Source organism: Sulfitobacter sp. OXR-159 (assembly GCF_034377145.1).
Taxonomy (GTDB): domain Bacteria; phylum Pseudomonadota; class Alphaproteobacteria; order Rhodobacterales; family Rhodobacteraceae; genus Sulfitobacter.
Genome location: NZ_CP139707.1, coordinates 1771294 through 1791801, shown reverse-complemented (window position 1 = coordinate 1791801; position 20508 = coordinate 1771294). Strand labels below are relative to the sequence as shown.

Below are 20508 nucleotides of genomic sequence, written 5' to 3'. Positions count from 1 at the left end.
GTTTCTGTCGTAGGGTTGAAGCGCGCGTTCCGGCCGGGTCCGGCTCAGCCGCCTTTGGTGATGATATACAGCTCTGCCGCGCCCTCGGTCCGGGTTTCGGTCAGCGCATGACCGGCTTCCACGCAGAAATGCGGCACGTCGATCACCGCGGCCGGATCATCGGCTGTCATATGAAGCTGATCGCCCGGCGCGAGGGCCGCCAGTCGTTTGCGGGCTTTCAGCACGGGCAGGGGGCACAGAAGCCCCGTGGCATCTAGTTTTTCGATCTCCATAAGATCAGTTAATCCAAGAGTTTCTCAAGGTCCACGATCTTGTGACAATATGACAGGTGACGCCGGGCCGCTCTCGGTCTAGGAGTCAGTCATGTTTGAAATCAGCCTCCTCGACGCCGGGATCCTGCCGGCCATGATCATCGCTCTGGTTGCCGGGATTTTCAGTTTCCTGTCGCCCTGCGTGCTGCCCATCGTGCCGCCCTATCTGGCCTATATGGGGGGCGTGTCGATCAATGACATGTCCAGCCAATCCAGCGCACGGCGGCGCGCGGTCGTGGCGGCGTTGTTCTTTGTGCTGGGGCTGAGCACTGTGTTCATCCTACTGGGCTTCACCGCCTCGGCCTTTGGGATGTTCTTTTTACAGAATCAGGCGCTTCTCGCTAAAATTTCCGGTGTGGTGATCATTGTGTTCGGCCTGCATTTCATCGGGCTCTTTCGCATTCCGTTTCTCGATCAAGAGGCGCGGATGGATGCGGGCGACAAGGGCGGGTCGAGTTTCGGCGCCTATGTCTTGGGGCTGGCCTTTGCCTTTGGCTGGACCCCCTGCATCGGGCCACAGCTGGGCGCGATCTTGTCACTGGCAGCAAGCGAGGCCTCCGTCTCCCGCGGGACGCTCTTGCTGGGCGTCTATGCGGCGGGGCTTGGCATTCCCTTCTTGCTGGCCGCGATGTTCATCACCCGCGCGATGACGCTGATGAACCGGATCAAACCGCATATGAAGCTGATCGAGCGGATCATGGGGGGCCTGTTGGTAATTGTTGGTCTGGCGCTGCTGACCGGCGCATTCACCGCCTTTTCCTTTTGGCTGCTTGAGACTTTTCCGATCCTCGCAACCGTAGGATAAGCCTTAATCTTGCCCCGAATTGCGGCTAGACTATGCCGAAGAAGAGGGCGGGCATGGTGAGCACAGGGCAGGCAAAGACGGTGAAAACGCGGCGGGTGTTCTACATCCCCGGCTACGATCCGATTCACCCGCGCCGCTACCGTGAGCTTTACCGCAAGGAGGGCGCGGCGCAGGCCGCGATTTCGGGCTATGAGATTGCGCTGAAACCAAAAGCGGGCAAGGGCAATTACGGCTGGCGCGTTAACGCTGGAATCGACGGTCATCAGGTGACCTCGCAGGTCGAAGTGCTGGTCTGGTCCGACATCGTGCGCGAAAGCATGAGCAATTCGATCCCCGCGACCTATTGGCAGTTGCTGCGCACCGCATGGGTCTACATCGGCTCCGGCGCGCTTTGGCGGCTGATGCGCCTGCGCAAAGGGCCGGTGATTGCGGCGCTTTATCCGGTGGGGATGTTGATTGTGCAGGCGCTGCTGGCTGTGGCGCTTGGCCTGCTGACCTATCGCGCCCTTGAAATGGTGACGGACCATCGGGCGGCGCGGCTCGCCTTCGCGGCAGTGGGCACTGGGCTGGGCATCGCGCTGCTGCGCTGGTTTAAAAAGAAAGACGGCAAGTTTTTCGCCTATTACCTGATGCATGACTACGCCTATTCCGCCGCCACGCGGGGCGCGAACCCGCCGGAGTTGGAAGCCCGCATGGCGCAGTTTGGCAATGACATCGCCGCCGCCCTGACCGACGATGTCGACGAGGTACTGGTTGTCGGCCACTCATCCGGGGCGCATCTGGGCGTCTCGGTACTGGCCGATCTGATCCGTGCGGGCAGGGTGCCCGAGCGCGGGCCTGCCTTGGGTTTTCTCTCGCTCGGGCAGGTGGTGCCAATGGTATCCTTCTTGCCCCGGGCCGAGCGTTTGCGAGGCGACCTGCGCTATCTCTCAACCCGCGAGGAACTGGCATGGGTCGATGTGACGGCCCCCGGCGATGGCTGCGCCTTTGCGCTTTGCGATCCGGTCTCGGTCTCCGGCGTGGCGCCTGAGGGGAAACGCTGGCCGCTGGTCTTTTCGGCTGCCTTCACCCAAACGCTTAGCCCCACCCGCTGGAAGGCGCTGCGCTGGCGGTTCTTTCGGCTGCATTTCCAGTATCTCTGCGCCTTTGACCGCCCGCGCGACTATGACTATTTCCAAATCACCGCCGGGCCACAGACCTTGGCCGCGCGCTATGACGGGCGGCCCGCGTCGAAATCCCGGATCGACCACGCGGTCAGCAAATACACCTCTGTCGCCGCATGACCCAACCGCCCAAGCCCCCCGCGCGGCCCGACCGTGTGTCGCTCTGGCGCTATGCCAAGCTGTTTCGCGCCGATATCCTCTCGGCCCAGCCCGCCCGGCTTTATCGCGCGTGGATGGCGGAATTTAAAACGCCGTTCTTTCGCAGCTACCTGATGAACCAGCCCGAACTGGTGAAGACCGTTTTGAAAGACCGCCCCGAGGATTTTCCGAAATCCGACCGGATCGGCGAGGGGCTGCGCCCGCTCTTGGGCAACTCTGTCTTTCTGACCAACGGCGAGACATGGAAACGCCAGCGCCGCATCATCGACCCCGCCTTTGAGGGCGGCCGCTTGCGCGAGACTTTTCCGGCGATGTGGGACGCAGCAGAGGCCGCCGCCGCGCGGCTGGGAGGCAAGGCGGGGCAGGTGGTCGAGATCGAAGCCGAGACCAGCCACGCCGCAGCCGATGTGATCTTTCGCACGCTTTTTTCTCTGCCGATCGAACATGAGGTTGCCCGGGCGGTCTTTGATGAGTTTCGCAATTACCAGCGCAGCCAGCCAATCCTGAACCTTGGGGCACTTCTGCCGCTGCCGCGCTGGATGCCGCGCCTGTTTCGGCGCGACACGCGGGCCAGCGCCGCGCTGATCAGGGCGCTGATCACGGACCTGACCCAAGAGCGGATGGCGCAGATCAAAGCAGGCACCGCGCCCGACGACCTAGCCACCAAGATCATGACCCAGGCCGACCCCGAAACAGGCGAGACCTTCGATACCGAGGAGATGGTTGATCAGGTCGCGATCTTCTTCCTCGCGGGGCATGAAACCAGCGCCTCGGCTTTGGCTTGGGCGCTCTATCTCATGGCCACCCATCCCGAATGGCAGGAGCGGCTGGCGGAAGAGGCACAGGCGCTTGAGACCTGTGATTTCCCCGTGATGTCAAAACTCAAACTTAGCCGGGATGTGTTTCGGGAGACGCTGCGGCTTTATCCACCCGTGCCGATGATGGTGCGCGAGAACCGCTGCCCCGAAGCGTTTCGCGACCGAAAGGTGAGAAAGGGGGCGCAACTTGTGCTCAGCCCGTGGCACCTGCACAGGCATGAACGGCTTTGGGACAATCCTGATGGTTTTGACCCAACCCGTTGGCAGACCGAAAACGGAAAGCAGTGCCAGCGCGACGCCTTCATCCCATTCTCTGCCGGGCCACGGGTCTGCACTGGCGCGGGTTTTGCCATGGTCGAAGGCCCCCTGATCCTGTCGCGTATCCTGCGAGACTTTCACGTGACCGCCCAGCCTGATCGCGTGCCGGTGCCAGTCGCACATTTGACCGTCCGTTCAGATAAGGGCATTTGGTTAGCGCTATCAAGGCGCTAGCTTCTATCATCGGCTTTGCGTTTCAATTAGAAACGCAGCGAACGGAATCAAAATAGGACGTGGGTGACATGGGCTACGACAAGGCGCAACTTGAGCAAATGAACAGCGGCAAAGGCTTCATCGCGGCGCTCGATCAATCGGGCGGCTCCACCCCCAAGGCGCTGAGCCTCTATGGCGTGGAACCGTCGGATTACAACGGCGACGCAGAAATGTTCAAAGCCGTCCACGACATGCGGGCACGGATCATTCTGGCCGACGATTTCACCTCCGAGAAAGTAATCGGCGCGATCCTTTTTGAGCGCACGATGGATGACAGCATCAACGGCAAACCCGTCGCCCAGCTCCTGTGGGAAGACCGGGGCGTGGTGCCTTTCCTGAAGATCGACAAGGGGTTGGAGGAAACCAACAACGGCGTGCAGATGATGAAGCCGATCATGGAGATCGACGACCTGCTGGCCCGCGCGGTGAAACACGGCATCTTTGGCACCAAGGAACGCTCGGTCATTCACGAGGCCAACGAGAACGGCATCGCCGCCGTGGTGGCGCAACAGTTCGAACTGGCCAAACAGGTTTGCGCTGCCGGTCTGGTGCCGATCATTGAGCCGGAGGTGAACATCAACTCCGACACGAAGGCAGAGGCCGAAGAGATCCTGCGCGGAGAGATTGAAAAGAACCTGAACGCGCTGCCCGAGGGCGAGATGGTGATGTTGAAACTGACGATTCCTGAAAAAGCTGGTCTATATGACGAACTGGCCGGCCACGCCAACGTGCTGCGCGTCGTTGCGCTATCGGGCGGCTACTCCACGGCGGAAGCCTGCGAACGGCTGGGCAAGAACCGCACCATGATCGCCAGCTTCTCGCGCGCTTTGACTGAAGGGCTGAACGTCAAGATGACAGATGCGGAGTTCAACGAGGCGCTTGGTCAGAACATCGAGAAGATTTACCAAGCGTCGATCTGCTAAATCGGAATTTTTTGAAAATTCCGTGGCCGTTTTCTTTAAAAGAAAACGGCTACACGACCCGCCGGATGGGTTCTCTATTGCAAAATATGATGACCTGTCCGGCGTTCTCAACCGCTTGGAAACCCCGACGTTTCAACTCGCGTTCGAATTCGCGGCGACCGACGAACTTTTCGATATCGCGCGCTTTACGTCGAATAACCTGTCCGCGAATAGCCGCCTTAGAGGCGAATATATCATCCAGCCAAGCGGCGGGTGAGAGAGGGGATGCGAGGGCCATGGCCCGACGCTAATCTGCTTTTGGTAAACGTTCTTTTAACGCGCGCAACACGAACAACCGGATTGCCCCGGCAAGCCCGATGTCCAGCCCCCGCGCCGCGTCGATTTCAGTCACCAGCGCATTGATCGGCAGCCCCCGCGCGGCAGCAATGGCGCGGAACTCATCCCAGAATTCATCTTCGAGAGAGATTGATGTCCGGTGACCCCGAAGGGTCACCGAGTGTTTGCGGGGCCGCGCGTTCATGTCTCGCGCTTATGCGCTTCCAGATTGCGGGCGATCTGTTCGGCGCGGGCCTTCAGCGCGTCTTTCTGCGCTTTGGTCTGGCCAAAACCCACGGCGTTTTCATTCGCGCGTGCTTTGCGAGACGAACGGTCCCGCTCTTTCTTCACCTTGTTAAGGTTGATGGGCGCACTCATTTTGGTCCGATCATATTTTCGGGCCGCACGACCCGTTCAAAGGTTTCGGCATCCACAAAGCCCAGTGCGATGGCTTCTTCTTTGAGCGTGGTGCCGTTCTTATGCGCGGTCTTGGCGACCTTGGTGGCATTGTCATAGCCGATTTCAGGGGCCAGCGCGGTCACCAGCATCAGCGACTCGCGCATCAGCTTTTCGATGCGGTCCGCGTCGGCCCTGAGGTCAACCACCAGATTATCAGTGAAGGCCGAGGCCGCGTCACCCAAAAGCTGCATGGATTGCAGAACGTTATAGGCCATCATGGGCTTGTAGACGTTCAGCTCAAAATGTCCCTGAGACCCGGCAAAGCCAACCGCCGCGTCGTTGCCCATCACGTGAATGCAGACCTGCGTCAGCGCCTCGCACTGGGTCGGGTTGACCTTGCCCGGCATGATCGACGAGCCCGGTTCGTTCTCGGGCAGGATCAGCTCGCCCAGACCACAACGCGGGCCGGACCCCAGCAGGCGGATGTCATTGGCGATTTTGAACAGGCTGGCGGAGACGGTTTTCAGCGCGCCGGAGATCTCGACCATCGCGTCATGGGCGGCGAGCGCCTCGAACTTGTTCGGCGCGGTGACGAAGGGCAGGCCGGTGATCTCGGCCATGTTATGCGCCACGGTTTCGGCCCAGCCCTTTTGGGTGTTCAGCCCGGTGCCAACGGCGGTGCCGCCTTGGGCCAGTTCATAGATGCGGCCAAGCGCGTCGCGCACGCGCGCGATGCTCATGGCGACCTGATGGGTGTAGCCTGAGAATTCTTGGCTCAGCGTCAGAGGCGTCGCATCCTGCGTGTGGGTGCGGCCGATCTTGATGATGCCGTCGAATTCCTCGACTTTCTTTTGCAGCGCGCCGTGCAGCTTCTCCAGCCCCGGCAGCAGCACGTCCCGCGCCGTCATCGCGGTGGCGATATGCATGGCGGTTGGGAAAGTGTCGTTTGACGACTGGCCCATGTTGCAGTGATCGTTGGGGTGCACTGGGTCTTTGGACCCGATGGTGCCGCCCATAAGCTCAATCGCGCGGTTGGCGATAACCTCGTTGGCGTTCATGTTCGACTGGGTGCCCGAGCCGGTCTGCCAGACAACCAGCGGGAAGTTGTCGTCGAACTTGCCCTCAAAAACTTCGCCAGCGGCCTGAACGATCGCCTTGCCGCGGTCCTCATCAAGCGAACCCTGTGCCACATTGGCCTGCGCGCAGGCCTTCTTGATCACGCCAAGCGCGCGCACGATGGCGATGGGCTGCTTTTCCCAGCCGATTGGGAAGTTGATGATCGAGCGCTGCGTCTGCGCGCCCCAATATTTATCGGAAGGAACTTCGAGCGGACCAAAGCTGTCGGTTTCGGTGCGGGTATCGGCCATTTTGTGGCTCCTGCTGTGACTTATCGTTGCCCAGCGGTGTACCTGCGCCTTACGGTCTGCGCAATGCAGGGATGGCGCTAACGGCCAATCCTGCGCTACTTCCGAAAGGAATCGAGCGAGACGATCTCGGCGTCCTTGGCGGGCTCTTCCGCGACTTCCAGCTCTTCCTCATCAGTTTGGTCAAGCGTGGCCTCATCGCGATCTTCGTCTTCTTCTTCGGTTTCTTGCTGTTCGAACCGCAGGCCGAACTCAACCGAAGGGTCCACAAAGGTGCGGATCGCGTCGTAGGGAATATAAAGCGGCTCGGGCGCATCGCCGAAGTTCAGCGTGATGGCAAATCCGTCTGCGCCAACATCAAGCCCATCGTACCAGTGCTGCATCACCACGGTCATCTCATCGGGATAACGGTCTGAGAGCCAATCGGCCAATTCCGCATCCGGGTGCGAGGTATCGAAGGTGATGAAAAAGTGGTGATTCCCCGGTAGCCCTTGGTCCGATACATCCTGCAAGACCCTGCGGATCAAACCCCGCATGGCTTCGTGCATCAGGTTGCCGTAATCAATGCTGCGGCTCATTCTTCTCTCCGGTCCGGGCGATGGGCAGGGGTCAGCATACCCCATTCACAGGCGAGTGAAAGGGGGCGCGGCGCTAAATCGCGCGAAGGAGCAGAGCAAGCACCGCGAGCAGGATCATCGTGACTACAAAACCACGCTTGAGCGCCAGCATCAGCACAGCGGCCAATAGGGTGAGCGCGGCGGCCAGCGGATTGAAGCTTTCCCAAACCGGCGCGGGCAGGGCGAGGGTGACCCCAGGGGCGACCCGATCAAACAGCACATGCAGCGCAAACCAGACCGAGAGATTGGCGATCACCCCCACCACTGCCGCCGTGATGGCCCGCAGCGCCCCCGCGATGCGCGGCTGTTCAGAAAGTGCCTCAAGATACGGGCCGGCCAAGAATATCCACAAAAAGCACGGCGTGAAAGTCACCCAAAGCGCCAGCAGCCCGGCAGCGAGCGCGCCCGACGGGCCGCTTTGGGCAAAGCCTGCCAGCATCCCGACAAATTGCGTAACGAGGATCAGCGGGCCGGGCGTCGTCTCGGCCAAGCCGAGTGCGTCAATCATTTGGTCCGTGTTAATCCAACCGAAATCCTGAACCACTGTCTGGGTCATATAGGCCAGCACGGCATAGGCACCGCCGAAGGTCACCACAGCGAGCTTGGAGAAGAACAGGCCGAGTTGCAGCAGAAAATCCTCACCCAGCAGCGCCAAAAGCACAAGCGGCGCGGCCCAAAGCCCGCCCCAGATCAGCAGGGTGCGCAGACTGCGCGCAGGTGGCAGATTTGCCGGCTCGGCCACCGCAGTGGGGCTTTTGGTCAACATCCCGATGGCACCGGCCAGCAGAATGATCAGTGGAAATGGCAAGCCCAGAACAAAAATGCCGATGAACGACCCAAAGGCCAGCGCCCAGCCAAGACGCCCATGCAACGCCTTTGAAGAAACCTTTAGAAGCGCTTGGAATACCACGATAATGACGGCGGCCTTGATGCCGAGAAAAGTCATCTGCACAAGGGGCAACTGCCCATACCACGCATATAGCAAAGCCAGCACAGCGATGAATGCCGCCCCCGGCACCACGAAAAGCAACCCCCCGAGCAGCCCGCCAGCCACACCGCGCAGACGCCAGCCCGCATAGGTCGCCAGTTGCATCGCTTCCGGTCCGGGCAACAGCATACAGAGTGAGAGCGCCCGCAGGTAGGTCTGCTCGCTTAGCCACGGGCGGTCCTCGACCAACTCACGGTGCATCACGGCAATCTGTGCCGCCGGGCCGCCGAATGACATCAGCCCGATGCGTCCGAAGACGCGAAACATTTCGGGCCAGCTGGGCGGGGTCATGCGAACTTCCTGCGCGAAAGAAGCCACAGCGGCTTCGTTTTATAACGGATAGGGGCACGGAAGCGCAGGGTCAAGAACACCGCTCAAGCAATTGAATTCGCCGAGATATGGAGGGGAAAAGTGCAGGTTTCTGTTGCCAGGTACCTGCGAACCCCGCCTTAAGCTGCAAAGCCTAAGGACTTAGATTTCAGTCGCTGAAACCGCTTACGCGGCCATCGCAACTGGAGCACGATTGTCATTTGCAATTGTACAGTTTGAACCGATAACGGTGGTATCTCACCGAAACAAAGCAACCCCTTTAGACGTTCGTCGATCCTATTTCGGCCCCATGATCCCCAAATGAAGGATGTTTGGTGGAGCCGCCGGGTACCGCCCCCGGGTCCGAACCGCTTATTACGAGCGCGTTTATGTCCATAGTCCCGAAGGACAAGATTAAAGTAGGGCCGTCATGGGTGAATTGCAAGGGGTGCGACGGCGGGAAATAATGACATCAAGGTTCACGCGCACCCCATTGTTTTATAAGTGAAGTCGCAACTTCTCAGCCAGCCTTTCCTGCATTCCGGGCAGCACGCGCGGCGAAAACGCTCTGGGCAAGGTCTTGGGTCTCCGCTTCCAGCGCCGTCAATCCTGCCGTTACCGCTTTGCCGTCCTGCGCTTCTGCGGCATTGGCGATGTCTTGGTGCAGGGCAATGATCCGCGCCCGATCTCTTGCCGTGAAGGTGATCATATTCATCAAAGGCTGCATGGCTTCGACCGCGCCCGCGAGTTGATAGCTCAGCACCGGGTTGCCCGCGCCGTCAACCAGCGCCCGGTGGAAGGCGACATCGGACGCGCAAAACGCCTCATCGGTCAGCCCCGCCTGCGCCTGCCGGTGGATTTCAGCGCGCATTGTGGCAAGGTGATCCGCCGTGCGCCGCTCTGCCGAGAGGGGGGCACAGGCGCGCTCTAGGGCGAAGCGGGCTTCGCAGGCGGTTTCGAAACTCACCGCGTTCATCGACAATAGCAACGTAGAAGTGGTGATCTGCTGCGCGTAAGCATCTGGAAAGCTGAGGCGATTCACGAAAGCGCCCCCCGTGGCCCCGCGCTGCGTGCGGATCAGCGATTGCGCGGCAAGGCGCTTCAATGCTTCGCGCACCGTGGGGCGAGAGACCTCGAACTGCTCGGCCAATTCCGCCTCAGATGGCAGGCGCTGGTCGACGATCAGACGCCCGCCGATAATGGCGTCGCGAATGGCAGTGGCGATTTGAGCCGATAGATCGGCGGGGTTGCTTGGATCGATTTTCATATGTCTTACAATTAGTGTTTGCGAGGAGTTTAATTGTCTGACATTAAATCTACAAGAGCACGCAGGGGAGGGCGGCGATGACGGGCATGGTACGGTCAACACTTTGGCTGGGGTTTTTCGCCCTGATTCTAGCGGCTTGGTGGATGATGTACAGCATGGCGATGCAGATGGATGTCGATCTGCTGGGTCGTCCGGGCACGATGGGTGAACGGATGCGGCAGATGGATCCGGGCATGGATATGTATATGCCCATGACGCGCTTCTTTCCGCTTTTCACGATGTGGGGGGCGATGATGGCTGCGATGATGGTCCCGACCATGGTCCCGACCCTGCGCGCTTACGAAGACCTCATGACCTCGGCCAACGGCACCCGCGCGGGCTGGCTGGCGGTGCTTGCAGGCTACTTCGCGGTCTGGCTTGCCTTTGCAGCGGGGATCGCAGGGCTGCAATTGCTTCTCTTGCACGGCGGGGTCATCGACATGCTGGGCATCGCCAAATCGCGCTGGACTGCGGCGGCGCTGCTACTGAGCGTCGGCCTGTTCCAATTCACCCGCGCCAAGGAGGTCTGCCACGGCGTCTGCCACTCTCCGATGATGTATTTCATGGGCCATTGGCGCCCCGGTGTCGCAGGCGGTTTTCGCATGGGATTGGGCCTCGGCACCTTTTGTGCAGGCTGCTGCTGGGGCATTATGGTACTGGGCTTTGCCGGTGGGGTGATGAACCTTGCTTGGATGGGGCTGGCGACGCTTTTCATGGTCATCGAAAAGCTACCGCAAATCGGACATTACGCAACTAAACCAATGGGTTTCACCTTGATCCTCGGCGCTGTCGTCGTGGCGGGTTGGCCCGCAATAACAGGAGGATAATATGCCAAACAGAGAGATGACACCCGCGAATTGGGCCGTAAAAGGCGAGCTATTCCTCAACTGCTCTTGCGATGTCTTCTGCCCCTGCGTGGTCAGCCTTGGCGCGCATCTGCCGACCGAAGGTCACTGCCATGCGTGGATGGGCATCGTGATCGACGAAGGCCATTTCGAAGGGGAGGATTTGGCCGGGCTGAACGTGGGCCTGTTGGTCGACATCCCTGGCCGTATGGGCGAGGGGAACTGGAAGGTCGCCGCCTATGTGGACGACCGCGCGAGCGAGGCGGCCTATGATGGTTTATTGAAAATCTTCAGCGGCGCGGCGGGCGGCACGACGGGGCTGTTTACCATGCTAGTGAGCGAGATCATCGGCGCCGAACGTGCGCCGGTTGAGATCATTCGCGACGGCAACCGCCGTGTCATTAACATCGGCCGGAAGATCAACGGCGAGATCGAACTGCTCGCCGGGGCCGAACCGGGTGAGCCGGTGACGATCACCAACTCCAAATACTGGATGGGACCAAATATCGTGGCGGCGCGTGGGGTGAAATCCAAGGTCCGCGACTATGGGCGGGTTTGGGATTTCGGGGGCAAATCTGCTGAGGTCTGCGCGATCGATTGGCAGGGTGCTGCGTGATCACCCCCGGTTATGCTAAGGAAATGGCGCGCTATAACGCCTGGCAAAACAAACAGTTGGCAAGCGTTATTGAGGTGATGGACGAGGATGCGTTAACGCAAGATCGCAAGGCGTTTTTCGGCTCGATCTTGGGCACCCTCAACCATCTTCTTTGGTGTGATCAAATCTGGTTGTCCCGTTTTGATCCCGCCTTGCCCAAGCCGGAGGGGCCGGACACCGAACTTTGCCCCACCGGCATGGCTTGGTGCGCCGCGCGGCGCGAGTGCGACGCGGCGATCAAGGATTGGACCCAAGGCCTTCGACAGGAGGCTTTGGATGCCGATTTATCTTGGTATTCCGGCATCATGCAGCGCGAGCTTACCACTCCCTTGGCGAAAACCGTCGTGCATTTCTTTAACCACCAGACCCATCACCGGGGGCAGGTGCATGCCATGCTGACCAGCGCCGGGTACGATGCGCCAGTGAGCGATCTTATCTTAATGCCGGAGGACGTGTGATGGCTGAACTCTCCCCCTCACGCCGGATACGGCGCACGCCCTTTTCTGCCGGGGTAGAGGCGGCAGGCGTGAAGGCCTATACCGTCTATAACCGGATGCTGCTGCCCACCGTTTTTGAAAGCACTGAAGCCGATTACCATCACTTGAAGAGAGCCGTCCAAGTCTGGGACGTGGCTTGCGAAAGACAGGTTGAGCTGCGGGGGCCGGATGCGTCGCGGTTGATGCAAATGCTGACGCCGCGCGATCTGCGCGATGTGGCGCCGGGGCGCTGCGTCTATGTGCCGATCGTCGATGAGACGGGCGGTATGCTCAATGATCCGGTCGCGGTGAAGCTGGCCGAGGATCGCTGGTGGATTTCCATTGCCGATAGCGATTTATTGTTGTGGGCCAAGGGGATATGCAACGGTTATCATTTGGATGTGCTGGTGGATGAGCCGGATGTGAACCTGCTCGCGGTGCAGGGACCAAAAGCCGAAGACCTGATGGAACGCCTGTTTGGTGCGGCGGTGCGGGAGGTAAAGTTTTTCCGTTTCGGTGAATTCCACTTCCAAGGGCGCGCCATGAATATCGCGCGGTCTGGCTACTCCAAACAGGGCGGCTTTGAGATCTACGCAGAGGGCGCGGATATCGCCATGCCGCTGTGGGATGCTCTGTTCGAGGCGGGGCGCGATTTGGACGTGCGCGCGGGCTGTCCAAATCTAATAGAGCGGATCGAAGGCGGAATGTTGAGCTATGGCAATGACATGACCGACGATAACACCCCGCATGAATGCGGCCTTGGCAAGCTTTGCGACACCCATGCCGCGATGGGCTGTATCGGCAGAGATGCGCTGCTACGGGTGGCCAAGGAAGGCCCAGTGCAACAGATACGTCCCCTAGAGATCGCGGGCGATCCGGTGCCGCTTTGTGACCGGGCTTGGCCGCTGATGGCAGGTGACAAGCGCGTGGGGCAGGTGACTTCGACCATTTGGTCGCCCGATTTTGGGGTGAATGTCGCCATCGGAATGGTGCGGATGACCCATTGGGATCCGGGCACGCAGTTGCAGGTTGAGACACCCGAGGGCCTGCGGGATGTGACCGTGCGTGAGAGTTTCTGGGCCTGACGCCCGGCAAATTGAAACCTGAAAAGGAGATGAAAGATGAGCTTTAATGCATTGATTGTGAACAAAGATGACGAAGGCAAGACACATGCTGAGGTGACCCAGATCACCGAAGATCAACTGCCCAAGGCCGAGGTGACGGTCGCGGTGGAATATTCGACTGTGAACTACAAAGACGGGCTCTGCATTGGGCCCGGCGGTGGTCTGGTTCGCAACTATCCCCATGTGCCGGGGATCGACTTTGCCGGGACAGTCGAGACATCAAGTGACGAGCGGTACAAACCCGGCGACAAGGTCGTGCTGACCGGCTGGCGTGTGGGCGAGGCGCATTGGGGCGGCTATGCGCAGAAGGCGCGGGTCAAGGCCGACTGGCTGGTGCCGCTGCCCACCGGTTTGGATACGCGCCAAGCGATGGCCGTGGGCACGGCGGGCTTCACCGCGATGCTGGCGGTGATGGCGTTAGAGGACCACGGGATCAAGAAAGGGCCGGTGCTGGTCACGGGGGCCGCGGGTGGCGTGGGCTCGGTCGCGACCGCGATCCTTGCCAATCTCGGTTATGAGGTGGCAGCCGTTACTGGGCGGCCCGAGACCGAGGACTACCTCAAAAGCCTCGGGGCCAGCCGGATTGTCGCGCGCGATGAGATTAACGAGACGGTCAAACGCCCGCTCGAGGGCGAGACATGGGGCGGCTGTGTCGACGCTGTGGGCGGCGCGATGCTGGCCCGTGTTTTGGGGCAGATGGAATATGGCGCGAGCGTCGCTGCAGTGGGCCTTGCGGGCGGCGCGGCACTGCCCGCCACGGTGATCCCCTTCTTGCTGCGCGGCGTAAACCTGTTGGGCATCGACAGCGTCATGCAGCCCTATGACAACCGTCTACGCGCATGGGAGCGGGTGGCGAAAGACCTGCCGATGGAGAAGCTGGAGGCGATGGTTCAACCCGCGGGTCTCAGCGATTTGCCCCAACTCGGTGCAGACATCCTCAAAGGGCAGGTCAAGGGCCGGGTGGTTGTCGACGTAAACGCTTGATATTGCCTCGGCGCGGGGCGGTGTGGTTAATGGTCCACGCCGCCCCGACCGCCAGAAGGAGAGCATGATGGCCACCTATGACGACGACAATATCTTTGCCAAGATCCTGCGCAAGGAAATCCCCAGCTTCAAGGTCTATGAAGACGACAAGACCTATTGCTTTATGGACATCATGCCCCGCGCCGAGGGGCATTGCTTGGTGATCCCCAAGTCGCCTTGCCGCAATATGCTCGACGCCAGCCATACGCAGTTGGCCGATTGTCTGGCGACGGTTCAAAAGGTCGGCAATGCCTGCCTGCGGGCCTTTGGTGCTGATGGCATCACGGTGCAGCAATTTAACGAAGCCGCGGGCGGGCAAGAGGTCTTTCACCTGCACTACCATATCTTGCCCCGCCATGAGGGCGACAAGCTGCGCCCGCCCGGCGTCCAAGGTGACATGGACCGGATTCGCGAACAGGCCGATGCGATTGCAGCGGCGCTCGGGACAGGGTAACCCCCCCAAACTTACGTCGCAGCGGATAACGAAAAGGTCGTTTTAGCCAAGTTTCCAAGGGAGCTTGGCCGCAAGAGCTTGCCCAATGGTCGCAAGCCTCTATCCTTTGCGCACGGATGAGAAAAACAGAAGCCGCGCCTTGCGTGGTGATCTGTCATCAAAGAGGGAACAGATTATGAGCGATACAAATTCGCACGGCATCCCCGAGCCTGAGGGCAAGGCGGATGTCATCAATACCGATTATGAAATCGGTCAGGACAATATCGAGCGGCAGATCGGGCCGTTCGGGCTGGATATTCACAACCCGGTCTTTCTGATTTCGGGGATCGCTGTGGTGATCTTCGTCTTTTACACGATTGCATTGCCAGAGCAGGCCGCCGCGGTCTTCTCGGCCATGTTCAACTTTACGACCAAGAACTTCGATTGGTTCCTGATCGGCGCTGCCGATTTGGTGGTGATCTTTGCGCTTTTGCTGATTGTCACGCCTTTTGGCAATGTCCGCCTTGGCGGTAATGAGGCGGTCGCGGACTATACCTATCTGGGCTGGTTCGCGATGCTTTTCGCCGCGGGTATGGGCATCGGCCTGATGTTCTACGGCGTGTCTGAGCCGCTCACGCATTTCTCGACCTCCATGGGCGAAATCACGACAGAGAACGGTTTGCGCACCGACTGGGCCCCTCTGGGCGCGGCAACAGGTGATGAGGCCGGTTCGCTCCGCCTTGGCATGGCGGCGACGATCTATCACTGGGGTCTGCACCCTTGGGCGATCTACGCGGTCGTTGCGCTGGCGCTGGCGTTGTTCACCTATAACAAAGGTCTGCCGCTGACGATCCGCTCGGCCTTTTACCCGGTTCTGGGCGAACGTGTTTGGGGCTGGCCCGGGCATATCATCGACATCATCGCGGTCTTTGCCACGCTCTTTGGTCTGGCCACTTCGCTGGGTCTGGGTGCGACACAGGCGAACGCGGGCTTAAACGAGTTATTCGGGATCCCGATTGGCACCACCTCCGAGGTCGTTCTGATCTCGCTCATCACTGCCGTGGCGCTGATTTCGGTGCTGCGCGGTCTTGATGGCGGCGTGAAGGTGCTGAGTGAGATCAACATGGGGCTGGCCGCCTTGCTGGCGCTGTTCACCTTGATCGTCGGGCCAACTGTGTTCCTGCTGACCTTCTTCTGGGACTCGCTGGTGGCTTACATTGAGTATCTGCCCGCGCTGGCAAATCCCTTTGGCCGCGAAGACGTGAACTTCTCCCAAGGGTGGACGGCGTTCTACTGGGCGTGGTGGATCAGCTGGTCACCTTTCGTTGGCATGTTTATCGCCCGCGTCAGCCGGGGCCGTACCGTGCGCGAATTCATCGTTTGCGTGCTGTTGATCCCCTCGCTGGTCTGCGTGCTGTGGATGTCGATTTTTGGCGGCACCGCGATCCATCAGGTGCTGAACGATGGCTACACCGCAGCCCAAGATGCGGGCCTGCCGCTGCAGCTGTTCAAGATGCTGGACGCGCTGCCCTTGGCCTCGATCACCTCTTTCATCGGCATCGTGCTGGTGGTGGTGTTCTTTGTCACTTCGTCGGACTCCGGCTCGCTGGTCATCGACACGATCACCGCAGGCGGCAAGGTCGACGCGCCGGTGCCGCAGCGGGTGTTCTGGTGCATCTTTGAAGGTGCCGTGGCCATCGCTCTGCTGATCGGTGGCGGCTTGGCGGCGCTGCAATCCATGGTGATCTCTACCGGGTTGCTGTTCACGCTGCTGCTGCTCTTCATGTGCTTCTGCATTTTCCGCGGCCTGCAGGACGAGCGCAAAATTCGCTAAGTTCCACAGGCAGTGCGATACCAACAACGGCGGCTCCTCGGAGCCGCCGTTTTCTTTGGGCGCTTGACCTTCGTCGCGCTGCGGTGGACCTTCGCGCCATGCATATTGATTCCGCCTGGGTCCGCGCCCAATTCCCCGCCTTCGCCGAGCCGAGCCTTCAGGGGCAGGCCTTTTTCGAGAACGCCGGTGGGTCTTACACCTGCCGCCAAGTGATCGAGCGGTTGCATCGCTTTTACACCCAGCGAAAGGTGCAGCCCTACGCCCCCTACGAGGCGAGCCGCCTTGGCGGAGAGGAGATGGACGAGGCCCGCACCCGCATGGCTGCGATCCTCGGCGTGACACCGGCAGAGCTGAGCTTTGGCCCCTCGACCACGCAAAACACCTATGTGCTGGCACAGGCCTTCGGCCAGATGATGCAGCCCGGTGAGGCGATCGTCGTGACCAACCAAGACCATGAGGCCAACACCGGCCCATGGCGGCGGCTGGCCGAGCGGGGGATCGAGATCCGTGAATGGCAGATCGACCCAGAGACGGGGCATCTGGATCCAGCCAAGCTTGAATATCTGTTGGACGAGAAGGTCAGGCTGGTCTGCTTTCCGCATTGCTCCAACGTGGTGGGGGAAATCAACCCGGTGACCGAGATCACGGCGCTGGCCCATGCCGCTGGCGCCTTCGTCTGCGTTGACGGCGTGTCCTATGCGCCCCACGGCTTTGCTGATGTCGGGGGGCTGGGGCCGGATATCTACCTCTTTTCCGCTTACAAGACCTTCGGGCCGCATCAGGGCGTCATGGTTATCCGCCGGGCGTTGGCGGAACTGCTGCCGAATCAAGCGCATCACTTCAACGGCGATGTGCTTTATAAGCGGTTCACCCCGGCGGGCCCGGATCATGCACAGATCGCGGCCAGCGCAGGCATGGCGGATTATATCGACGCTTTCCACGCCCACCACATCGGCGGCAGCGCCGATGCGACGGCGCGCGGTGTCGCCGTGCATGATGCGATGCGGGCCCATGAGACGGCTTTGCTGCAACCGCTGCTGGACGCCATGGCGGCGCGGAATTCCGTGCGGCTGATCGGCCCGAGCGATGCGGAAAAACGTGCGCCGACCGTGGCACTGGCGCTTGACCGGCCCGGTTTTGACGTGGCGCAGGCGCTGGCCGAGCGGGGCATCATGGCGGGCGGCGGGACCTTCTACGCGGGCCGTGCGCTTGGCGCGATGGGGGTGGAGGACAGCAAGGGCGTGCTAAGGCTAAGCTTCACCCATTACACCACCAAGGACGAGATGGATAAACTGCTGAATGCACTGGATGATCTGCTCTGAGCCTTGACCCCGGCGCGGGGGCGCTATGTTTCGGGGTCAGGCCAGGAGCAAGACCCCAAACGTGAGTGAAAATACCCCGATTATCATGTGGTTCCGCCGCGATCTGCGGCTGAGCGATCAGCCCGCTTTGGCGGCGGCCTGCAAGTCGGTTCGCCCAGTGATCCCGCTTTTCATTCATGACGACCAGTCAGAGGCTCTGGGCGCTGCCCCGAAGTTTCGTCTGGGGCTGGCGCTGGCCTGTCTGGGGGAGACGCTTGCAGAAAAGGGCAGCCGCCTGACCCTGCGTCGCGGGGATGCGCTGGACATTCTGCGCGATGTGATCAAGCAAACCGGGGCAGGGGCGGTGTACTGGAGCCGCCTTTATGATCCCGCCGCGATCGACCGCGACACTAAGGTCAAAGATGCGCTGAAAGAAGAGGGCATCGAGGCCAGCAGCTTTGCCGGACATCTGATGTTCGAGCCTTGGACTGTCGAGACCAAGACCGGCGGTTTTTACAAGGTCTTCACCCCCTATTGGAAATCCGTCCGTGGCCGCGATGTAGCGGCACCCGTGGCGACCCCGAGCGAAATTGCAGCACCCCAAGACTGGCCCGAGAGTGACGCCTTGGACGATTGGCAGATGGACGCCGAGATGCAGCGCGGGCGTGATATCGTGCGCCCCTTTGTCCGTCTGGGCGAGGCCGCAGCACAGGCGCGGCTGGGGTCCTTCATCGCGCATATCGTCGAAGGCTATGATGAAAGCCGCGACATGCCGGGCGAAGACCGCACCTCTGCACTGTCCGAAAACCTCTCTTTGGGCGAAATCAGCCCGGCGCAATGCTGGCATGCTGGTCAGCGTGCGATGCAAGATGGCAAGCGGGGGGCAGAGACCTTTCTGAAAGAACTCGTTTGGCGCGAGTTTGCTTATCATCTGATGTACCACACGCCCCGCATCCTTGACCAAAACTGGCGCGAGGAATGGCAGGCTTTCCCGTGGAATGAGGATGAGCGCCGCGCCGAGGTACTGGCGTGGAAACAGGGGCGCACCGGCGTGCCATTCGTCGATGCCGCCATGCGCGAATTGCAGGTGACCGGGCGGATGCACAACCGGGGCCGCATGATCGTGGCGAGCTATCTGACCAAACACCTCATGTGTCACTGGCGCATCGGCCAAAAGTGGTTCGAAGAGCACCTGATCGATTGGGATCCGGCCAATAACGCGATGGGCTGGCAATGGGCCGCAGGCTCTGGCCCCGATGCAACGCCGTTCTTTCGCATTTTCAATCCTGAAACCCAGCTTGATCGGTTCGACAAGGGCCGAGACTATACCCGCCGCTGGATCGCCGAGGGCCGCGCGAAGCCAAGCAAGGATGCGCTGGCCTATTTCGACGCAATCCCGCGCCGCTGGGGCCTCAGCCCGAATGACGACTATCCCGACCCGATTGTCGATCTTTCGGAAGGGCGCGAACGGGCACTGGATGCCTACCGCAATCGTGATTTTTAAATTTTTGCGAAACAGCAGCCTGCGGTTACAGTAGGCGCCAAGAACAAGAACGGAACCGAGGTATGAAGCTGACGACAACAGAGGGGCAGAAGGGTCTGCCGCGCTATTTCCCACAGGTCTTTGCCATGGCGCAGGCGATGCAGCATGGGCGGGTCGATTTCGTTTTGCCCGATGGTCGCGCGTTCCGGGCCGAAGGGGCCAAACCCGGCCCGGTGGCCGAATTGCATATCCACAACGATGACCTCTTTGCCCGCCTGATCCGCGAGGGCGATCTGGGCTTTTGTGACGCATACCTTGACGAATGGTGGTCGACCCCCGACCTGCAAGCCTTCATGGATTTGGTGCATGCTGGCAACGAAACCGTTTATGACGGCTTCCCTGGCCAAGGGCTGCTGCGTCAGTTTGAGAAGTTCCGCTTTTGGCTGCAACGCAACAACCGCAAGCAGGCCAAACGCAACATCAGCAAGCACTATGATCTTGGCAATGAGTTCTACGGGCTTTGGCTGGATGAGACGATGACCTATTCCTCGGCCATGTTCGAGGACGGCGCGCAGATGTCGCTAGAGGCCGCGCAGACCGCCAAATACAAATCCATGGTCGATCAGATGGGGGTTCAACCGGGCGATCACGTGTTGGAAATCGGCTGCGGCTGGGGCGGTTTCGCTGAATATGCCGCTGCCGAACGGGACTTGCACGTCACCGCGCTGACGATCAGTGCCGAGCAATATAAATACGCCGTGGACCGGATCAAAAAAGCCGGGCTGTCAGACCGTGTGACCTTTAAATTGCAGGACTACCGCGATGAACGCGGGCTCTATGACGGCATCGCCAGTATCGAGATGTTCGAGGCGGTAGGCGAGCAATATTGGCCGATCTATTTCGAGACCGTCCGCCAGCGGCTGAAGCCCGGACGCGCAGCCACGCTACAGATCATCACCGTCGATCACGCCCGTTGGGACGTTTACAAGCGCGGCGTGGATTTCATTCAGAAATACATTTTTCCGGGCGGCATGTTACCCAGCCCCAAGGTGCTGCGCGAGCAAGTGGAACGCGCCGGTCTTGTGGTCGACCGCTCGGTCGAGTTCGGCAAAAGCTATGACATCACGCTGCGCCGCTGGCATGAGACCTTTAACGCGAAATGGGATCAGATCACCGCGCTTGGCTTTGACGAACGCTTTCGCCGGATGTGGAATTTTTACCTCACTTCCTGCGCTGCGACATTTGACAGTGGAAATTGCGACGTGACGCAGATTACGGTACGGCGACCTGTGTGACCGCCCCTGCGGTCCATCCCCGCAAGGAGCC

Annotated in this window: 22 protein-coding genes and 1 other RNA gene; 15 read left to right on the top strand and 8 right to left on the bottom strand. The window is 60.4% G+C overall.

What is annotated here, in order from left to right; genetic code table 11:
• Nucleotides 1–44: 44 nt before the first annotated feature.
• Nucleotides 45–272 carry a sulfurtransferase TusA family protein gene (locus T8A63_RS09225; protein ID WP_322343591.1) on the bottom strand — a complete coding sequence of 76 codons (228 nt, stop codon included), beginning with the start codon at nucleotides 270–272 and terminating at the stop codon, nucleotides 45–47.
• Nucleotides 273–363: 91 nt separating this feature from the next.
• Between T8A63_RS09225 and T8A63_RS09220 the strand changes: the two genes are divergently transcribed.
• From T8A63_RS09220 to T8A63_RS09200, 5 genes are all read left to right on the top strand, one after another.
• Nucleotides 364–1116, top strand: a complete 753-nt coding sequence (locus T8A63_RS09220) for a cytochrome c biogenesis CcdA family protein (protein WP_322343590.1) — start codon at nucleotides 364–366, stop codon at nucleotides 1114–1116.
• Between the two features lie 53 nt (nucleotides 1117–1169).
• Complete coding sequence (locus T8A63_RS09215) at nucleotides 1170–2399, top strand: hypothetical protein (protein WP_322343589.1); 1230 nt, start codon at nucleotides 1170–1172, stop codon at nucleotides 2397–2399.
• The gene (locus T8A63_RS09210; RefSeq protein ID WP_322343588.1) at nucleotides 2396–3748 is read left to right on the top strand and encodes a cytochrome P450; all 1353 of its coding nucleotides are present in this window, start codon (nucleotides 2396–2398) and stop codon (nucleotides 3746–3748) included. The genes T8A63_RS09215 and T8A63_RS09210 overlap by 4 nt, the downstream gene beginning before the upstream one ends.
• Before the next feature lie 68 nt (nucleotides 3749–3816).
• The gene (locus T8A63_RS09205) at nucleotides 3817–4710 is read left to right on the top strand and encodes a fructose bisphosphate aldolase (RefSeq protein ID WP_067624675.1); all 894 of its coding nucleotides are present in this window, start codon (nucleotides 3817–3819) and stop codon (nucleotides 4708–4710) included.
• 22 nt (nucleotides 4711–4732) lie between these two features.
• A complete protein-coding gene (locus T8A63_RS09200; protein ID WP_322343587.1) occupies nucleotides 4733–4966 on the top strand; it encodes a hypothetical protein in 234 nt (77 codons plus the stop codon).
• 30 nt (nucleotides 4967–4996) lie between these two features.
• Here T8A63_RS09200 and T8A63_RS09195 read toward each other — a convergent pair whose 3' ends face one another.
• From T8A63_RS09195 to T8A63_RS09165, 7 genes are all read right to left on the bottom strand, one after another.
• Complete coding sequence (locus tag T8A63_RS09195; RefSeq protein WP_120351048.1) at nucleotides 4997–5230, bottom strand: ribbon-helix-helix domain-containing protein; 234 nt, start codon at nucleotides 5228–5230, stop codon at nucleotides 4997–4999.
• Nucleotides 5227–5403, bottom strand: coding sequence for a DUF4169 family protein (locus T8A63_RS09190; RefSeq protein ID WP_067936542.1), 177 nt, complete (start codon nucleotides 5401–5403; stop codon nucleotides 5227–5229). The genes T8A63_RS09195 and T8A63_RS09190 overlap by 4 nt, the downstream gene beginning before the upstream one ends.
• Nucleotides 5400–6791 carry a class II fumarate hydratase gene (gene fumC, locus T8A63_RS09185; RefSeq protein WP_322343586.1) on the bottom strand — a complete coding sequence of 464 codons (1392 nt, stop codon included), beginning with the start codon at nucleotides 6789–6791 and terminating at the stop codon, nucleotides 5400–5402. Before fumC ends, T8A63_RS09190 begins: the two co-directional genes overlap by 4 nt.
• 95 nt (nucleotides 6792–6886) lie before the next feature.
• On the bottom strand, nucleotides 6887–7366 hold the full coding sequence (locus tag T8A63_RS09180) for an SspB family protein (protein ID WP_067624690.1): 480 nt from the start codon (nucleotides 7364–7366) through the stop codon (nucleotides 6887–6889).
• Between the two features lie 73 nt (nucleotides 7367–7439).
• Entirely contained in the window at nucleotides 7440–8684 is a 1245-nt protein-coding gene (gene chrA, locus T8A63_RS09175) for a chromate efflux transporter (protein WP_322343585.1), read from the bottom strand.
• 119 nt (nucleotides 8685–8803) lie between these two features.
• Nucleotides 8804–9151, bottom strand: a transfer-messenger RNA (tmRNA) gene (gene ssrA / locus T8A63_RS09170).
• A 71-nt stretch (nucleotides 9152–9222) separates the two neighbouring features.
• Entirely contained in the window at nucleotides 9223–9969 is a 747-nt protein-coding gene (locus T8A63_RS09165; protein WP_322343584.1) for a FadR/GntR family transcriptional regulator, read from the bottom strand.
• Nucleotides 9970–10046: 77 nt separating this feature from the next.
• On the opposite strand from T8A63_RS09165, the gene T8A63_RS09160 reads away from it, so the two are divergent.
• The 10 genes from T8A63_RS09160 to T8A63_RS09115 all read left to right on the top strand — a co-directional run bounded on the left by T8A63_RS09160 (nucleotide 10047) and on the right by T8A63_RS09115 (nucleotide 20477).
• Complete coding sequence (locus T8A63_RS09160; RefSeq protein WP_322343583.1) at nucleotides 10047–10835, top strand: DUF2182 domain-containing protein; 789 nt, start codon at nucleotides 10047–10049, stop codon at nucleotides 10833–10835.
• 1 nt (nucleotide 10836) lies between these two features.
• Nucleotides 10837–11469, top strand: coding sequence for a DUF1326 domain-containing protein (locus T8A63_RS09155; protein WP_067624702.1), 633 nt, complete (start codon nucleotides 10837–10839; stop codon nucleotides 11467–11469).
• Nucleotides 11466–11966 (top strand): DinB family protein, encoded by a 501-nt coding sequence (locus tag T8A63_RS09150; protein WP_322343582.1) that lies wholly within the window; start codon nucleotides 11466–11468, stop codon nucleotides 11964–11966. Before T8A63_RS09155 ends, T8A63_RS09150 begins: the two co-directional genes overlap by 4 nt.
• The gene (locus T8A63_RS09145; protein WP_322343581.1) at nucleotides 11966–13069 is read left to right on the top strand and encodes a dimethylsulfoniopropionate demethylase; all 1104 of its coding nucleotides are present in this window, start codon (nucleotides 11966–11968) and stop codon (nucleotides 13067–13069) included. The genes T8A63_RS09150 and T8A63_RS09145 overlap by 1 nt, the downstream gene beginning before the upstream one ends.
• Before the next feature lie 36 nt (nucleotides 13070–13105).
• Nucleotides 13106–14092: an acryloyl-CoA reductase gene (gene acuI, locus T8A63_RS09140; protein WP_322343580.1), complete on the top strand. Its 987-nt coding sequence runs from the start codon at nucleotides 13106–13108 to the stop codon at nucleotides 14090–14092.
• Between the two features lie 67 nt (nucleotides 14093–14159).
• A complete protein-coding gene (locus T8A63_RS09135; protein WP_067624716.1) occupies nucleotides 14160–14585 on the top strand; it encodes an HIT family protein in 426 nt (141 codons plus the stop codon).
• Nucleotides 14586–14760: 175 nt separating this feature from the next.
• The gene (locus tag T8A63_RS09130) at nucleotides 14761–16398 is read left to right on the top strand and encodes a BCCT family transporter (protein WP_322343579.1); all 1638 of its coding nucleotides are present in this window, start codon (nucleotides 14761–14763) and stop codon (nucleotides 16396–16398) included.
• 98 nt (nucleotides 16399–16496) lie between these two features.
• Nucleotides 16497–17720: an aminotransferase class V-fold PLP-dependent enzyme gene (locus T8A63_RS09125; protein ID WP_322343578.1), complete on the top strand. Its 1224-nt coding sequence runs from the start codon at nucleotides 16497–16499 to the stop codon at nucleotides 17718–17720.
• A 61-nt stretch (nucleotides 17721–17781) separates the two neighbouring features.
• A complete protein-coding gene (locus T8A63_RS09120; protein ID WP_322343577.1) occupies nucleotides 17782–19203 on the top strand; it encodes a deoxyribodipyrimidine photo-lyase in 1422 nt (473 codons plus the stop codon).
• A 62-nt stretch (nucleotides 19204–19265) separates the two neighbouring features.
• Nucleotides 19266–20477, top strand: coding sequence for a cyclopropane-fatty-acyl-phospholipid synthase family protein (locus T8A63_RS09115; RefSeq protein WP_322343576.1), 1212 nt, complete (start codon nucleotides 19266–19268; stop codon nucleotides 20475–20477).
• Nucleotides 20478–20508 lie beyond the last annotated feature (31 nt).

Coding starts and splice junctions, on each gene's coding strand:
- T8A63_RS09225 (WP_322343591.1), bottom strand. CDS start 272: ATGGAGATCGAAAAACTAGATGCCACGGGGCTTCTGTGCCCCCTGCCC.
- T8A63_RS09220 (WP_322343590.1), top strand. CDS start 364: ATGTTTGAAATCAGCCTCCTCGACGCCGGGATCCTGCCGGCCATGATC.
- T8A63_RS09215 (WP_322343589.1), top strand. CDS start 1,170: ATGGTGAGCACAGGGCAGGCAAAGACGGTGAAAACGCGGCGGGTGTTC.
- T8A63_RS09210 (WP_322343588.1), top strand. CDS start 2,396: ATGACCCAACCGCCCAAGCCCCCCGCGCGGCCCGACCGTGTGTCGCTC.
- T8A63_RS09205 (WP_067624675.1), top strand. CDS start 3,817: ATGGGCTACGACAAGGCGCAACTTGAGCAAATGAACAGCGGCAAAGGC.
- T8A63_RS09195 (WP_120351048.1), bottom strand. CDS start 5,230: ATGAACGCGCGGCCCCGCAAACACTCGGTGACCCTTCGGGGTCACCGG.
- T8A63_RS09190 (WP_067936542.1), bottom strand. CDS start 5,403: ATGAGTGCGCCCATCAACCTTAACAAGGTGAAGAAAGAGCGGGACCGT.
- fumC (WP_322343586.1), bottom strand. CDS start 6,791: ATGGCCGATACCCGCACCGAAACCGACAGCTTTGGTCCGCTCGAAGTT.
- T8A63_RS09180 (WP_067624690.1), bottom strand. CDS start 7,366: ATGAGCCGCAGCATTGATTACGGCAACCTGATGCACGAAGCCATGCGG.
- chrA (WP_322343585.1), bottom strand. CDS start 8,684: ATGACCCCGCCCAGCTGGCCCGAAATGTTTCGCGTCTTCGGACGCATC.
- T8A63_RS09165 (WP_322343584.1), bottom strand. CDS start 9,969: ATGAAAATCGATCCAAGCAACCCCGCCGATCTATCGGCTCAAATCGCC.
- T8A63_RS09160 (WP_322343583.1), top strand. CDS start 10,047: ATGACGGGCATGGTACGGTCAACACTTTGGCTGGGGTTTTTCGCCCTG.
- T8A63_RS09155 (WP_067624702.1), top strand. CDS start 10,837: ATGCCAAACAGAGAGATGACACCCGCGAATTGGGCCGTAAAAGGCGAG.
- T8A63_RS09145 (WP_322343581.1), top strand. CDS start 11,966: ATGGCTGAACTCTCCCCCTCACGCCGGATACGGCGCACGCCCTTTTCT.
- acuI (WP_322343580.1), top strand. CDS start 13,106: ATGAGCTTTAATGCATTGATTGTGAACAAAGATGACGAAGGCAAGACA.
- T8A63_RS09135 (WP_067624716.1), top strand. CDS start 14,160: ATGGCCACCTATGACGACGACAATATCTTTGCCAAGATCCTGCGCAAG.
- T8A63_RS09130 (WP_322343579.1), top strand. CDS start 14,761: ATGAGCGATACAAATTCGCACGGCATCCCCGAGCCTGAGGGCAAGGCG.
- T8A63_RS09125 (WP_322343578.1), top strand. CDS start 16,497: ATGCATATTGATTCCGCCTGGGTCCGCGCCCAATTCCCCGCCTTCGCC.
- T8A63_RS09115 (WP_322343576.1), top strand. CDS start 19,266: ATGAAGCTGACGACAACAGAGGGGCAGAAGGGTCTGCCGCGCTATTTC.